The 13,997-nt window shown below is 65.5% G+C and carries 14 protein-coding genes; 4 read left to right on the top strand and 10 right to left on the bottom strand.

The window, feature by feature from the left end; translation table 11 throughout:
* Positions 1 to 2: 2 nt before the first annotated feature.
* Positions 3 to 644 carry an ArsR/SmtB family transcription factor gene (locus FM101_RS07685; protein ID WP_086997843.1) on the bottom strand — a complete coding sequence of 214 codons (642 nt, stop codon included), beginning with the start codon at positions 642 to 644 and terminating at the stop codon, positions 3 to 5.
* Between the two features lie 11 nt (positions 645 to 655).
* A complete protein-coding gene (locus FM101_RS07680) occupies positions 656 to 2,320 on the bottom strand; it encodes a DUF7059 domain-containing protein (protein ID WP_342744373.1) in 1,665 nt (554 codons plus the stop codon).
* A 64-nt stretch (positions 2,321 to 2,384) separates the two neighbouring features.
* Here FM101_RS07680 and FM101_RS07675 point away from each other — a divergent pair, with 64 nt between their 5' ends.
* Positions 2,385 to 2,948: a GNAT family N-acetyltransferase gene (locus FM101_RS07675; protein ID WP_241895324.1), complete on the top strand. Its 564-nt coding sequence runs from the start codon at positions 2,385 to 2,387 to the stop codon at positions 2,946 to 2,948.
* Here FM101_RS07675 and FM101_RS07670 read toward each other — a convergent pair.
* A complete protein-coding gene (locus FM101_RS07670) occupies positions 2,903 to 3,829 on the bottom strand; it encodes a rhodanese-related sulfurtransferase (protein WP_086997840.1) in 927 nt (308 codons plus the stop codon). The two genes, FM101_RS07675 and FM101_RS07670, sit on opposite strands and share 46 nt — an antisense overlap.
* A gap of 174 nt (positions 3,830 to 4,003) precedes the next feature.
* On the opposite strand from FM101_RS07670, the gene FM101_RS07665 reads away from it, so the two are divergent.
* Both FM101_RS07665 and FM101_RS07660 read left to right on the top strand, forming a co-directional pair.
* Entirely contained in the window at positions 4,004 to 4,669 is a 666-nt protein-coding gene (locus tag FM101_RS07665; protein ID WP_086997838.1) for a GNAT family N-acetyltransferase, read from the top strand.
* A 47-nt stretch (positions 4,670 to 4,716) separates the two neighbouring features.
* Entirely contained in the window at positions 4,717 to 7,035 is a 2,319-nt protein-coding gene (locus FM101_RS07660; RefSeq protein ID WP_086997835.1) for a DEAD/DEAH box helicase, read from the top strand.
* 8 nt (positions 7,036 to 7,043) lie between these two features.
* Here FM101_RS07660 and FM101_RS07655 read toward each other — a convergent pair whose 3' ends face one another.
* The 7 genes from FM101_RS07655 to ssd all read right to left on the bottom strand — a co-directional run bounded on the left by FM101_RS07655 (position 7,044) and on the right by ssd (position 12,145).
* Positions 7,044 to 7,457, bottom strand: a complete 414-nt coding sequence (locus FM101_RS07655; RefSeq protein ID WP_241895326.1) for an Rv3654c family TadE-like protein — start codon at positions 7,455 to 7,457, stop codon at positions 7,044 to 7,046.
* Positions 7,454 to 7,849, bottom strand: a complete 396-nt coding sequence (locus FM101_RS07650; RefSeq protein ID WP_086997830.1) for a TadE family type IV pilus minor pilin — start codon at positions 7,847 to 7,849, stop codon at positions 7,454 to 7,456. The genes FM101_RS07655 and FM101_RS07650 overlap by 4 nt, the downstream gene beginning before the upstream one ends.
* Before the next feature lie 10 nt (positions 7,850 to 7,859).
* Entirely contained in the window at positions 7,860 to 8,096 is a 237-nt protein-coding gene (locus FM101_RS07645; protein ID WP_086997827.1) for a DUF4244 domain-containing protein, read from the bottom strand.
* Positions 8,097 to 8,266: 170 nt separating this feature from the next.
* The gene (locus FM101_RS07640) at positions 8,267 to 8,836 is read right to left on the bottom strand and encodes a type II secretion system F family protein (RefSeq protein ID WP_086997824.1); all 570 of its coding nucleotides are present in this window, start codon (positions 8,834 to 8,836) and stop codon (positions 8,267 to 8,269) included.
* Positions 8,833 to 9,717 carry a type II secretion system F family protein gene (locus tag FM101_RS07635; RefSeq protein WP_086997822.1) on the bottom strand — a complete coding sequence of 295 codons (885 nt, stop codon included), beginning with the start codon at positions 9,715 to 9,717 and terminating at the stop codon, positions 8,833 to 8,835. Before FM101_RS07635 ends, FM101_RS07640 begins: the two co-directional genes overlap by 4 nt.
* Positions 9,705 to 10,961 (bottom strand): TadA family conjugal transfer-associated ATPase, encoded by a 1,257-nt coding sequence (locus FM101_RS07630; protein WP_086997819.1) that lies wholly within the window; start codon positions 10,959 to 10,961, stop codon positions 9,705 to 9,707. Before FM101_RS07630 ends, FM101_RS07635 begins: the two co-directional genes overlap by 13 nt.
* Entirely contained in the window at positions 10,958 to 12,145 is a 1,188-nt protein-coding gene (gene ssd, locus FM101_RS07625) for a septum site-determining protein Ssd (protein ID WP_086997816.1), read from the bottom strand. Before ssd ends, FM101_RS07630 begins: the two co-directional genes overlap by 4 nt.
* Before the next feature lie 133 nt (positions 12,146 to 12,278).
* Here ssd and FM101_RS07620 point away from each other — a divergent pair, with 133 nt between their 5' ends.
* Entirely contained in the window at positions 12,279 to 13,994 is a 1,716-nt protein-coding gene (locus tag FM101_RS07620) for a bifunctional 3'-5' exonuclease/DNA polymerase (RefSeq protein WP_241895327.1), read from the top strand.
* Positions 13,995 to 13,997: the final 3 nt, after the last annotated feature.

The following is a 13,997-nucleotide window of genomic DNA, read 5'->3' as shown; positions in this document are numbered from 1 at the left end:
GGTCAGGAATCGGTGGCGGCAACTTCCGGCAGGAAGGAGAGCATGTAGTAGATCCGTTCGCCTTCCACACCACGTTCTTCCGGTTCTGCCATGGCCTCATATTCGTCAACCAGCCCGTAGACCCGTTGAGCGAATTCCTCCTGTAGTTCCTTGCGCAGGAACACCATGCCGGTGGTCAGAACCGGTGGCCGGCCCGGAGACGGTTCGATTCCTGCCTTACGTTCTGCATCACGGCGGTTGATCTCCACGCTGAGCCGTTCGCGGAAGGCATTGAGTTGGACGTTGAGGAACGCGTTCTTGGCTGCCGTTGATTCGGTCAGGGAACCGACCACCAGCTGATCCCCGGCCGCCTTCCAACGACGCTCTCGCCCATCCCCTTCACTGGCGGCACGTTCGACATAGCCGTATTTCTCCAACGCCCGCAGATGATAACTCATGGCGCTAGGCGTCAGGTTGCAGCGCGAAGCCAGTTCGGTCGCGGTACGGGTGGACTGCGAGGCGAACAGCTCTTCGAGAACCTCCAACCGGGCTTCATGTGCCAACGCACGGATGGCCTGCGGGTCACTGATGACCACCGGCTTTTGGGCCTCTCGCCGGAACTTTGCCTCAGTGGGCAGCTCTTCTCCGGATGTGTTCTGAGTCATACAAAAAAAGTTTAGCCTTTGTTTCGCATTTCGGTGACGAACCCTTGGGTAACGAGTCGATCAACACTGGCCAGTAGGTCATCGGCAATCTCCTGCGGGTCCCCTTCCACCAGGGAGGCAACGGCCTGCGCCAGCACACCCGCGCTGAATTCGCCATCGCAGGCTGAAACGAATCCGGCCTCCGCCGAACTGAGCAGGGTGGTCCGGCGCAGCCCGGCCCCCTGCCGCAGCAGAATGACCCCCGGATGTTGCGCACCGGGGCGCTGGTGCCGTTCTTCGGTCACATCATCGGCAACCACCAGAACGAGTTCCGCGCGGTCACGTCCCATCAGGGAGTCGGTGGCCTCGATCTGCGCCTGCAGATACGGAGCGATGGGCTGCTCCAGGGGATGAGCGATCTCCTCGAATCGGAGGCCGAACCCCAGTTGCCCCGGTTGAACCGGCCGGCGGAGCCAGAGCATGCCAAAGCCGATCCCGTCCACGTCACGGCCGGCGAAGTCTTCCAAATAGTCGCCATAGGCCTCGGCGTAGGCTTCCTGATCACGCCCCTGAGAGGCGTCACGCAACCAGGTTTCGGCATAAACCTCGGGGGCGGTGACATCTCGCTGGATGAACCACGCCTCCGTGCCGGAAGAAATCCAGGAACGCGGCCGAACCTCCCAGGCACTAGGTGTTTTATCATCCGGTGCAATTTCACCTTCCGGAGGGTTTTCGTTGTTCGACGCAGGCTCTGCGGCGGCTCTGATTTCCCAGTTCGCCAACAGCTGTGCCGTGCCCCCTGGCGCGAGCACGGCAGGCAGGCCGCGGACGAGGGACTCGACGAGGGAGTCTCCGGGCATGCCTCCGTCACGGTAGGTGTATCGGTCTTCGGCCCGCTCGGTCTCCCGCCGCGGGGTGATCACGAAGGGTGGGTTGGAAACGACTAGATCGAACTCTTCCCCCGCTACGGGTTCAAGCAGTGAGCCGTGTCGAAGCTGGACCCGATCCTCGAGCCGTTGTGGATCCAGCCCCAGTGTCTGGTGGTTGAGCAGGAGGTTGAACCTGGCGAAGGCCAGGGCCCGTTCCGAGATATCGGTGGCCACGATTTGCTGGCAGTGGGTCAGCAGATAGAAGAGCTGGATACCGGATCCCGTGCCGAGATCCAACGCTTTTTCCACGGGGCGACGAATGACCGCCTGCGCCAGTGTCACCGAGGCGCGGCCGACGCCCAGCACGTGGTCATGCCGCAACGGCCCGGGCCTTTGGTGGGCCCCGAGGTCGCTGGCAATCCACGTTTCGGCAGCTACATCGCTAGCGTGGGGGCGCAGATCCGCAGCAGCACGGAAATATTCTCCGTCCGCTTCGATCAACTGCAGTCGGCTGGCACCTGCGGCCCCGGTCAGTGGCAGTGCAGCATCGAGAACTTCCGCACCGAAGGACATCCCCAGAAGCCACAAGCCCACCAGCACCGGCAAAGCTTCGGTGGTTCCGCCCTCCAGGACCCTCTCAACGACCAGTTTGGCCGGTACGATCTGGTCCCGCCCCAGAGCCTCATGGGCGGCATCGCCGAGCAGTACGGCCACGGCATCCTGAACATAGCCGGCCCGGGTCAGATCTGCGGCGAGTGCTTCGAGTAGATCCTGCTCGTGACTCAGCGGGGCATGGTTCATGACGGAGAGGGGGTCCGAGATATTCACCTCTTGAGCCTATCGGCGGATAGGCTTCCGATGCACTGACCGCACCGGAACTTGAGGAGCAGTTTTGACCTTGGTCACCACGACGTCCCTGCAGATGACCTCTGCCGGGTCCTTGAACCCTGCTGCCCGCCCCCTGCCCGAGGGGGCCCGGATCGAACGGGTCCCGGGGATCACCGCCGACTACAGCAAGTTCCTCTACCGTTCGGTGGGCGGATCCTGGAACTGGGCGGATCGGCTTCCCCTGACCCGAGAGCAGTGGTCGGCCGAAGTTCAACGCGATGGCAGCGAGACCTGGGTGTTGACGGTCGACGGCGCTCCGGCCGGCTACATCGAACTCGGCGGTTCAGCCGACGGGGTCGTGGAAATCGTCTATTTCGGTCTTTTCCCCGAACAGCTCGGACGCGGCCTTGGCGGTCTGCTGCTCAGCGAAGGGACGGCACGGGCCTGGGACCTCCATACCCGATGGGAGGGGTTCGCTGCCGTCCACCGTGTGTGGGTCCACACGTGCTCTCTTGACGGTCCTGCTGCCCTGGCCAATTACCGGGCCCGCGGCTTCGAGGTCTTCGCAGTCGAAGAGGCAGATCAGGTGGTGGGGGACGGCTCGAGCGGGCTCTGGCCGGAAGCGTAGCAATCGGGGCAGAGCCGCAGCTGGTCGTCGGAGGCACAATCAGCGCAGAATAAGCGCAATTTGCGGCAGGAGGCCGTGGCGCAGTTCTCGAACTTATTTGTCGGCCCCTGGCAGCCCACGCAGCGCCCGACCGTCACCGCCTCTGGCGTGAATTCCAGGTGCATCCGACGGTCGAAAACATAGAGCGATCCCTCCCACATGCCGCGGTCCCCATACTGTTCGCCGTAGCGTGCAATACCGCCTTCGAGTTGGTAGACCTCATGGAAACCGCGGTTGAGCATCAGTGCCGAGAGCACCTCACAGCGGATGCCGCCGGTGCAATACGTGACCACTGGTTTATCTTTCAGGTCATCATATTTTCCCGAGTCGAGTTCCTTGACGAAGTCGCGGGTGGTCTGCACGTCAGGAACGACGGCATCACGGAATTTGCCGATCTGCGCTTCGAAGGCGTTGCGTCCGTCGAAGAAGACCACCTCTTCTCCCGCTTCGCGACGGGAGTCAACGAGTTCATGGACCTGTTGGGGACTCAGATGCCGACCGCCGCCTTGGACTCCGTCATCGGTGACCGTCAATTCGCCCGGCGCCCCGAACGAGACGATCTCCTCACGGACCTTGACCGAGATTCGCGGGAAATCCTCTGCGCTCCCGTCGCTCCACTTCACATCCAGGCCATGAAAAGCAGGGTATTCGCGTGTGGATTTCAGATATTGCTTCACCGCACGGATTTCCCCGCCCACGGTTCCATTGATTCCGTCCCGCGAAATGAGGATGCGTCCGCGCAGCCCCCATTGCTCGAGGAGTGACCGCTGCCAGAGGCGCATGGCCTCGGGATCGGGCAACGGTTTAAAGGCGTAAAAGAGGGCGATGCGGTGCTGGGCCATCCCTTAAGGATAAGGCGAGCACCCCCGACTCAGCGCCTGCACCGGGACCGCACCTTCGGCACCGGGGATGAGGGCCCCACTGAACGGTCGCCGTCGTTAACAATTCGCTACCAAAGTGCCGAAGTTGCCCTCCCGACTCTGCAGAGGATCGCACCACCGGGTATTGTCAGAAGCATGGGATCGACTGCAACTGACAATTTGATTGGCGTCTGGGTCACCGGCTGGGTCGGTGCCCGCGGTTATGAAAGCCGCACCGAAGGCCGGGTCCATGCCGCCCTGCGCCACGACACGAGCGGGGACTGGGAATACATCATCCACGAGCCCAGCTCCGAGGAGCTCGTGGCCGTCAGTGAGACGTTGCATAAGCACCCTGCCCGTCGGCTGACGATCGTCACCAACGATTCCCTCAGTACCACCGAGGCTGCCCTGACGGCCGGCTTGGGTGTGGTCACTTCGGACGAGGCCTTGATGGTCGCCGATATGTCCGGCCAGGACGTGGAATCACCTCGACCTGCCGAGGGCTTCACCATCGAGACGGAACGTGATGGCAAACATGCCTACGTCTCCATTCACCTCGAAGATGATCCAGAGGTCGTTGCCGCCAGCGGGCACGTCGCCGTCGTCGACGAGTACGCCGTCTTCGACCGGATCATCACCGCCAATGATTTCCGTCGCCGCGGACTGGGCAGCCTGGTGATGCGGGCCCTGGTTTCACTGGCTCTGGAACACGATGTCGAAGAGGGCCTCTTGGTCGCTTCCACCGATGGGCAGGCGTTGTATCACTATCTGGGTTGGACCCCCATCGGCAGCATCGTCACCCTTGAGGGCCAGAAGGACTAATCGCCCCCGGCCACCATTCTGTCGGCCAACGATGCCACAATGATGCGGTGAGAGAACCCAACGCACTCATTGAGCAACTGGGCCATGGTGCTTCCCCGGACGCATTGACGCATTTACACGTCATTCCTGCCCGAGAAGCAGTCCATGGCCCGTGGCCCGAATGGGCGCACCCAGAGGTCGTGGAGGCCTTCGAACGATCCGGAGTCCAGACTCCTTGGTTGCATCAGGTGCAGGCTGCGCACAGCGCCCACGAGGGCCAGCACACCATCGTTGCCACGGGCACTGCCTCGGGCAAATCCCTGGCCTACCAACTGCCGGCCTTGGACGCGGTCCACCGGGCCGAGCTGGACCAGACGGTCAGCCTGCAGGCCACCGGTGCTGTAGTTCTCTACCTCTCCCCCACCAAGGCGTTGGCCGCCGACCAACGCTCGGCGCTGATCGGGTTGGGGTTACCCACGCTGAAGGTCGCCAGCTACGACGGGGATACCGAGCCCGGAGAACGCCGCTGGGTACGCGATCATGCCAACCTCGTGTTGACCAATCCAGACATGCTTCATTTCGGCATTCTGCCCAACCACCCTGGATGGGCCAGGTTCTTCCGTCGGCTGAGCTATGTGATCATCGACGAAGCCCACAGTTATCGGGGAGTCTTCGGTTCCCATGTGGCCAACCTGCTGCGGCGCCTGCGTCGAATCTGCGCCCACTACGGGTCAGATCCCGTGTTCATCGGCGCATCGGCGACCAGCGCCGACCCGGCCGAATCCTTCGGTCGGCTCATCGGCGCCGAGGCACGTGAGGTGACTGTTGATTTCTCGCCCCACGGTCAAACCGTGGTGGCACTCTGGGAGCCCCCTCTCTTGGAGGGGCGGGGCGAGAACGGTGCCCCGGTCCGCCGCACCGTCATCGCCGAAACTGCTGATCTCTTGGCCCATCTGGTCAGTGGCCAGGTCCGCACTATCGCGTTCATCAAATCGCGGCGGGGTGCCGAAACCATTTCCAGCATCGCCCGGCGGCTGGTCGACGAGGTCCACCCCTCGCTGCCCGGACGTATTGCCGCCTACCGTTCCGGCTACCTGCCGGAGGAACGTCGGGACCTGGAAATCCAACTGCGTACCGGCGAACTGCTGGGAATTGCCTCGACTTCGGCCCTGGAACTGGGCATCGACGTGGCCGGTTTGGACGCGGTGCTGGTGGCGGGTTGGCCGGGAACCCGTGCCTCGTTCTTCCAGCAGATCGGCCGCGCAGGGCGAGCTGGGCAGGACGCACTGGCCACGTTCGTCGCCAGCGACGATCCCTTGGATACCTATCTGGTCCACCACCCCGAAGCCATTTTTGAAACCTCGGTAGAGGCGACCGTCTTCGATCCTTCCAACCCCTACGTCCTGGGGCCCCACCTGTGTGCCGCAGCCGCTGAACAGCCCTTGCGGGCCGAGGACGTCGACCTCTTTGGCCCCACCGCAGCCGGGCTCTTGGATTCACTCGTCGAGCGGGGCTACCTGCGTCGGCGCCCTTCGGGCTGGTTCTGGACCCACCCTGAAAATGCTGCGTCGATGGTCAACCTCAGGGCGGACGGCGGCGGCCCGATGAACATCATTGACGCCGACACCGGGGCCCTCCTGGGAACCATGGGCTCTCCCCAGACGCAGTACCAGGCGCATACCGGAGCGGTCTATGTGCACCAAGGAACCACGTATGTGGTGGAGGAACTCAATGAGCAGGACCATTGCGTGCTGGTGCAGCGAGCTACCCCTGATTTCTACACCCAAGCCAGAGACATCACGACCATTGGTGTTCTCGAAGTTCTCCGCACCCTGGATTGGGGCCCGGTCCAGGTGCACTTCGGCGAGGTAAAGGTGACCACACAGGTGGTTTCCTTCCAACGCAAGGCGTTGGTCTCCAACGAGATCCTCGGCGAAGAGCCTCTGGAACTCGATGCTCGGGACTTGTTCACCAAAGCCATCTGGTTCACGGTGCCTGAACGTGAGATGGCGGCCGCCGGAATCTTGCCCGACGCGGCCCCCGGAGCCTTGCATGCTGCAGAACACGCAGGCATCGGCATGCTCCCCCTGGTGGCCACCAGCGACCGATGGGATATCGGTGGGGTCTCCACGGCTTTGCATATGGATACCGGGATGCCCACCATCTTCGTCTACGACGGGCATCCCGGCGGAGCGGGTTTCGTCGAGCGGGCGTACGACCAGGTGACCACCTGGCTGCGCGCCACACGCGAAACCATCACCGCCTGTGAGTGCGATGCGGGATGCCCCTCTTGCGTCCAGTCCCCCAAATGCGGCAACCGCAATAATCCTTTGGACAAGGCAGGAGCCGTCGCCTTGCTAGACCTGTTGCTGCGCCACTCCTCATAAGCGGCGGATCAGGCCGGAGGCGCCCAGGGGCTCGTCGGCGGTCCGGCCCGGGAACGACCGCTGGCTTCCACCCCCAACGGGGCCAGCCACGACAGGCCCGGCCCGAGCGGGACACTGGTCCAAATATCGACGAGCACACCACCACTGCCCGACCTGAGGCATTGGTCCACCTGAGCCCCGTTACGTGCTGCCGTCCGAGCTGCGACGGCGCACGGCTCACCGGTGGTCAGCCCACGAGCCGCGTCGGCGGCAGCCAACGCGGCCAGATCGGCAGAGCCTGCCGCCCGACTGGCAGCCGTGGCCACCGCAGACACCGAGAGGACCACGACGAGACAGAAGGCCAGGCCGGCGACGAGACCCACGACCAGCAGTGTGCCGGAACCGTGTTCGGCTCCCGAACCACGCAGCTCGGACGTCTTCACGGCGCTCCTGTCAGGGACCATTGGCGCCCACCGGGACGTTGCGGGCCTTCTTCGGTTCGCGCTTGGGCTTGTGCGCTGAGCACTAGGAGCTCGCGATCAGAGAACCAGGGCAGGGTGATCGTTCGAGTAACTTCAACACTGCGATACCGGCCAGCGGGTCCGACCCGGACGGCGGTACTCTCCCCCGCCAGGCGGTGCCCGGTTTCCACGGCATGGGCTGCAGGTTCTCCGCGGGCCAGTTCCCGGGCTGCTGCCCGGGCTGCCTGCTCCAACCTGATTTGGGTGCTACCGCATACGCCGGCACCCAAAACCAAGGCGAGGAAGGCGGCCACGACCGGCAGCAACACGGCGAATTCCGCCGTGCTGCTGCCCCGCTGATGGTGTAGTGACATGACCGGTCCCTTAGAAGGACAGGGCCTGACGGACCAGCCCCATCAGCAGCTCACGGACGCCTCCGCTGCTCAGAATGCTCACTAGCAGCCCGGCAAACCCCACGGCGGCCAGAGCCACGATGGCAAATTCGGCGGTAGCGATCCCCTCCTCGCCTCCTCCTGCTGCTGAAGGCAGCGCAGAGGCGCTGTCCTGGCCGATCGCACGGTCCTGCCCACCGGGGTCGACCTGTTCGTCCTGCTCGTTCATGATGTTCTCCTGTCTCTCTGGCTGCGGGCCCCACCATGGGACCTGTCTCCACTGTCGGTGCCGGCGAGGCCGGAACGGGGTCGGGAGAACACCCTCTGGACAACGCAGCCACCACCCCATCCTGTGAGGGGTTCGTGGGCCGGCAGGAGCCCGCAGTGCCGCAGGCACGGTTAGCCGAGCGCGGGCAGCAGTGCCATCACCATGGGGACAATGCCCAGGCAAATAAAAGCCGGCAGAGCGCAGACGCCCAGCGGAATAACCATCTTCACACCCAGTTCCGCGGCCTCCTTCTCGGTTCTTCTGGCCTCAGCCCTGAGTGCCTGGTCCGCTGCAGAGCGGAGTAGGCCCGCCGTGGCGGCCCCGGTGAGGTGGGCAAAGGCCAGTGCCTCACCGATGCCTCGCAATTCGACGGGGGCAGTCTGCCAGGCCCGCTGCCAGCTGACACCCAAATCCAGGCACCGGACCACCGGCTGCAATCCCCGGCAGGGGGCCACCTCGCGTCCCAGAGTGGCCAGGACACCATCAACAGGGAGCCCCGAGTCAAGCAAAGTGGCAGCCAGTTCCAGTAAAAGCGGAACATCGGCCGTCGTCGGCCGCTGGTGAGCTGGTTCGGTGGCCGGCCGAAGGGGGCCTGATCCTGTCCCCGCACCGGTGTCTCGCCGCGAAGAGGGGCGGTGATGGACGGCCAGGGAACAAAATGCCGTCACCCCGGCGAGGAGCGCGGCGACCAGGACCGTCATCGACGCCGCCCACTCCCCCGGAGACGCCGCCGAGTCGTCGGCGGTCGAGCCGCAGCCAGAAGATGTCGGCTCCACAGCGCGTTGGCCCCCCACAGTGCGCCACCGGCCATCAGACACATCCTTCCCAGAGCGGTTCCGGTGAGCACCCCGAGCGGGTCGGCACCCATGAGCTGGGCCAACCCCAATCCCAGGGCCGGTAGCCAGGCCAGTAACTTCTGTGTCATCCGGGGTCCGGCCAAGGCGGCTTCGAGGGCGCGACGTCGATCTTGTTCGGCTTCGAGCTGGTCGGCGAGTCGTTGGAGTAGCTCTCCTAAGGGAGCACCGGTGGACTCCGAGAGACGGATGCACCACAGAAGTCGCTGCCAGGCGTGGCTAAATTCTGGTTGTTCGCGCTGATGGCGTTCGATACCTGACGATGGGCCCGAACCGGTTTCGTGGGAGATCCGAGCAGCACGACAAGCCGCCACAATATCCCGGGCGGCAGTAGTGGTGGCGGCCCGTTGATTCCGCCAGCCACGCCGTGGACCCCGTGCGGTTTTCCGTTGACCTTCGGCCTGCGGAATTCTCATACCCCAGGTGGTTTCCAAGAGCATCCAGACTTCACCGGGATGCCGGCCCGAACGCAGCAAGGCAGCCAGTTGGCGCATCAATTCGACGTGGTCGTCCACGCCCATCCCGGCAGCCGGGCCACGGGGACGGAACCATCGCTGGCCTGCGCCGCGGCGACGGGCGGCTTCGGGCGCGGCGTCCCCCGGAAAGCCGGAACCTGCCCCTATTGGGTTCGCAGTAGGCCCCTGGACTCGGGGAAGCTTGGTGAAGGCCGGCAGAAACCAACAGGTCAGCCCGGCCAGGACGGTGCCCGTGATGATCACCAGGGACATGGAAGGGACCTTTCGGCGAGCAGCCCGGCCAACCATTCGGCCGAAGGCCCCGGCCGCAGTGTTTGGTCCGTACCCATTTGCAAGACCGGGGAGACCGTGAGAAACCCACGCCCATCCCGTACCAAACGCCCCAGTTCGAGCGGGCTGCGCTGTCCTGCCGTTCGGCTCATGTGAATGATCAGGTCCAGGGCGCTGGCCGTCTGGACGGTGAGCGCGTCGCCGGTCATTCCCGACAGGGCAGCCAAGGCCGCCAGCCGGGCGGGGACCGCGGCGGCGGAACTGGCGTGCACCGTGCCGCCGGCTCCGTCGTGTCCGGTGTTCATGGCGGTGAGAAAGTCGCTGACCTCGGCGCCGCGGCATTCCCCGACGACCAACCGGTCGGGGCGCATGCGCAGGGCTTGCCGGACCAGTTCCGTCATTCCCACCGCGCCGGCCCCCTCGATGTTTCCGGTCCGGCATTGCAGGCTGACCACATGGGGATGGTCCGGTTCAAGTTCTCTCGCGTCCTCGACGATCAGGATTCTTTCGGTGGGCTCACATTCGCCCAGCATCGCTCCGAGCAGTGTGGTTTTTCCGCTACCGGTTCCCCCGCTGACCAGGAAGTTCAGCCGCGCACCGATCACTGCCGTGAGAACCGGGTGCCAGGGGTTGGAGATGCCGCCGGGCAGGATGGCTTCCAGCCCCACGGATTTACCGGCTCTGACCCGCACCGAGATCAACGGTCCACCGGCAGAGATGGGCGGGAGGACGGCATGGATGCGGTAGCGTCCCACGACGACATCGGCGAAGGGTTGGGCCCCATCGAGCCTGCGTCCGCCAGAGGCCGCCAATCTCACGGCCAGTGCCCTGATCCGTTCGGGTTCGGTGAACTGCAATGTGGTGCGGCGCAGTCCCACGTCGCTGTCCCGCCAGACCAGTCCGGCTGCGTCAACGAGAACGTCGGTGGTTCCCGGTTCATCCGCGATGGCTTGTAGCGGGCCCAGGCCCTGCAGGTCCTCCTGGAGCAGACGAATGACCTGGGCTGCGCTACCGCTGCCGACCACCAGCCCGGAGGACCGCACGGCACCGGCCAAATCTGCCCCGGTCAGCGGTCCCGCCCCGCTCAACGCCCGTTGCCGCACCTCCTCCAACAGGCGTTCGTCGAGGCCTGGCCCAGCGGGGTGTGCGGATTCCTGTGGATCCCAGCGGCGGCGCCCGCTGGGCTGTTCCTCAGTACGAGCGTTTGATGGCCCATTGCTGCTCATGAGGTCCCCTGCCCCAGGCTGGCCGGGTCGTCATCGGGCGGCAACGTCCACCCCACAATTGTTCTGAGCCTGCGGCGCAGACGACGGCGGGTGAACACCCCACCCAGTCGTCCTTCCCCGGCCGCTGTAGCGAAGGCAGCAGTGGCAGGAACATACCCCAGCAGTTCCAGGTCCACAGCGGAGGCCAACCGGCTGGGATCGATGCCGGTGGGCAACCGTCCCGTGACTACCAGGCGCCGGGGGCCCCGGTGGGCCTGCCCACCACCGGGACGGGCAGGACCGACACCAGTCATGGTTCCCGGCGCCACGATAATCACCGAGTCCGCCAGGGAGGCCAGTGTCTGGTCCACCCCGACGGCTCTACCGGCATCGACAACCACCGTGTCGAAGGTCCTGCGTGAAGCGGCGATGACCTCATTCACCATCGCGGGCGGGAGTGTTTCGGGGGTGCTGCCGGACCAGGTCAGCACCGCTGTGCCGTCGGCTGCCGGCAAGACGTCGGCAAGATGCCCGGGAGCGATGCGCCCCCGGGAGCGCATGAAGTCCTCCCATCCCACCCCGGAAACCGTCGGCCGTCCCAAGAGCGGCCACAGCCCCCGGCTCTGCGGGTCCGCATCGACCAGCAGGCTCCGGACACCCCGGCGGCCGGCCCCCACCGCCGAGAGCACCGCCAAGGTGGTGGTTCCGGCACCGCCGGTCGCCCCGGAAAAGACCGTCACCCGTCCCCGCCCGGAATGCAGGGCCCGTTCCCCGAGGTATTCCCCCAGCCAGGCAGCTGCTTCGGGCAGCACCGCCACCCGCGATCCGGGATCCCTGGCCGCCGCCCGCCAAAGGTCCTCACCGTCGGGGCCGAACCCGACCAGCACCACCGGAGCCCCTAACCTGCCGGCGACGGACTCCAACGCGGCGTCGTGGCCCAGCAAAATCATGGAACAGCCCTCTGGAACGGTATCGGGAAGCGTCCGTTGGAGCTGCAGCACAACACCGCAGGCGGCAGCAATGAGGGCGACGTGATCGGCCAGTCGTTCATCACGGGTGACCAGGAGGCAACCGGTGCCTGCCGGTCCGCCGTTTTCCGTCTGTTCCCATCCGGTCGCCTCCGGGGGGTTGAAGGGGTCACCCCTCTGCTCGGCAGTTGTGCCTGATGGTGGTGCCGAGGGGGTGAATGCTGGCGACTGATCCATGGGCCTACCGTGCCCCAGCACCCGTTCTGGTCGGGCCCGTGTCCGGGGCGTTGTGGACTCACCGGCGGCGGCCCCTTCCCGGGACCAGTTGTGCAGGGCGCGTCGGGTCGGAAGTCCCTGTCAGAATAGGAAGGTGCCCGGTTACGCAATTCTTGCCACTCATTCCACCGTCCAGGCGGCTCCCGATCAGGGGGCTGCCACCGCCGTCGTGCAGTTATTGGATGACTCAGGGATCGCCGAGGCCCCTCCCGTCGTCCTGTTCCACGACCAGTTGGCGGGGCTGGTCCGGGATATGGCGCCACGCCGGCTGCGCTGGGTTTGGGGGCGGACCGGCGACTGGTATCCGGGTCTGCTGGCCGCCGGTTGCACCGTGGAACGGGTCAGCGATCTCAGCCTGAACCGGACCATCCTGCGCCATGCCCCAGCCGCCACCAACACCGACTATCTTGCGTCGCTGCGGGTGGCGGGGGCCGGCCGGGACGACGGCGGCGAGCCGGCTTGGTCCCTGCCCCCGGCCCGGGTACCAGAAAACCAGGGGGCGCTCTTTGCTGAGCCCAAAGACGATCAGACGTCTCTTGAGGCCGTCATCACGGAGTTTCGTGAACAGCAGCGCACCATCCCCGCAGGGCCCGCGGGGCGTCGGCTGCAATTGCTGTTGGCCGCGGAATCCGCGGGCGCCCTGGTCGCCGCCGAAATGCAGCATCAGGGCATCCCGTGGAACCGCGGCGTTCACGAACAGTTGCTGGTGGACCAGCTGGGTCCACGCCCGGCCTCGGGAGTCCGCCCGGCCCGGATGGAAGAGGTCGCCTCCGAGCTACGTACCGCCTTGGGCGCCCCGCAACTGAACCCGGATTCCCCGCAGGAGCTCCTCAAGGCCCTGCACCGCGTGGGCATCGACGCCAAAAGCACCGGGCAGTGGGAGTTACGCGAATTTTCGCACCCGGCCTTGGACGTCCTGCAACGCTATAAGAAGCTCTCCCGCCTACACTCTGCCAACGGATGGGTCTGGCTGGACGAATGGATCCATGACGGGCGGTTCAGACCCGAATATGTGGTCGGTGGGGTGGTTACCGGCAGGTGGGCCTCCCGCGGCGGTGGGGCATTGCAGATCCCGCATACCATCCGCGACGCCGCACGGGCCGACGCCGGGCACCTGCTGGTCGTCGCCGATGCCGCCCAGCTTGAACCTCGTATTTTGGCCGTGCTGGGCCGCGACACCCCTCTGGCCGAGGCCGCCCGGGGGCAGGACCTCTACCGGGGCATCGCCGACAAAGGTTTCGGCGGAGACCGCGCCCACGCCAAGATCGCGATGCTCGGGGCCATGTACGGTTCCACCACCGGTGAAGCCGGGAGACTCATGCCCCAGCTGACCCGGACGTTCCCGCAGGCGATCGCGGTGCTGGAACGGGCCGCCCGGACCGGGGAAGCCGGAGGGGCGGTGCAGACCTTCTTGGGGCGTGGCTCCCCCGCGGCAACACAGGACTGGGTGGACGGTCAACGAGCCGCCTCGGCGGAAGAGCAGCGTCGGGCCGATGCTGCCGCCCGTACCCGGGGACGGTTCACCCGGAACTTCGTGGTCCAGGGAACCGCTGCGGAGTGGGCGCTGTGTTGGCTGGCAGAGATCAGGCTGCAACTGCGGGCCGCCCGGTCCGCCGGCCGTGACGACGGCGAACTGGTCTTCTTCCTCCACGACGAGGTGATGCTCCATGTTCCCCGGGAGGCCGCCGAACGGGTGTCAGCGATGGTCCAGGAAGCCGCGGAGCGGGCGGCAACACTGCTCTTCGGCAGCGTCCCGGTGCAGTTCCCCGTCGGGGTCACCGTCGTGGAATCCTACGCCGACGCCACATAGTCG

The sequence above is a fragment of the Arthrobacter rhombi genome, assembly GCF_900163545.1.
In the GTDB taxonomy this organism is placed as follows: Bacteria; Actinomycetota; Actinomycetes; order Actinomycetales; family Micrococcaceae; genus Arthrobacter_H; species Arthrobacter_H rhombi_A.
Note: the sequence above shows the minus strand (reverse complement) of the source record. Positions and strands in the feature narration are given on the sequence as shown.

Bases quoted from the DNA above. Each gene is read 5' to 3' on its own strand.
- FM101_RS07645 (WP_086997827.1), bottom strand. From the start codon at position 8,096: ATGAACGAGCAGGACGAACAGGTCGACCCCGGTGGGCAGGACCGTGCG.
- FM101_RS07635 (WP_086997822.1), bottom strand. From the start codon at position 9,717: ATGTCCCTGGTGATCATCACGGGCACCGTCCTGGCCGGGCTGACCTGT.
- FM101_RS07640 (WP_086997824.1), bottom strand. From the start codon at position 8,836: ATGACGGTCCTGGTCGCCGCGCTCCTCGCCGGGGTGACGGCATTTTGT.
- FM101_RS07670 (WP_086997840.1), bottom strand. From the start codon at position 3,829: ATGGCCCAGCACCGCATCGCCCTCTTTTACGCCTTTAAACCGTTGCCC.
- FM101_RS07665 (WP_086997838.1), top strand. From the start codon at position 4,004: ATGGGATCGACTGCAACTGACAATTTGATTGGCGTCTGGGTCACCGGC.
- ssd (WP_086997816.1), bottom strand. From the start codon at position 12,145: ATGGATCAGTCGCCAGCATTCACCCCCTCGGCACCACCATCAGGCACA.
- FM101_RS07650 (WP_086997830.1), bottom strand. From the start codon at position 7,849: ATGTCACTACACCATCAGCGGGGCAGCAGCACGGCGGAATTCGCCGTG.
- FM101_RS07685 (WP_086997843.1), bottom strand. From the start codon at position 644: ATGACTCAGAACACATCCGGAGAAGAGCTGCCCACTGAGGCAAAGTTC.
- FM101_RS07630 (WP_086997819.1), bottom strand. From the start codon at position 10,961: ATGAGCAGCAATGGGCCATCAAACGCTCGTACTGAGGAACAGCCCAGC.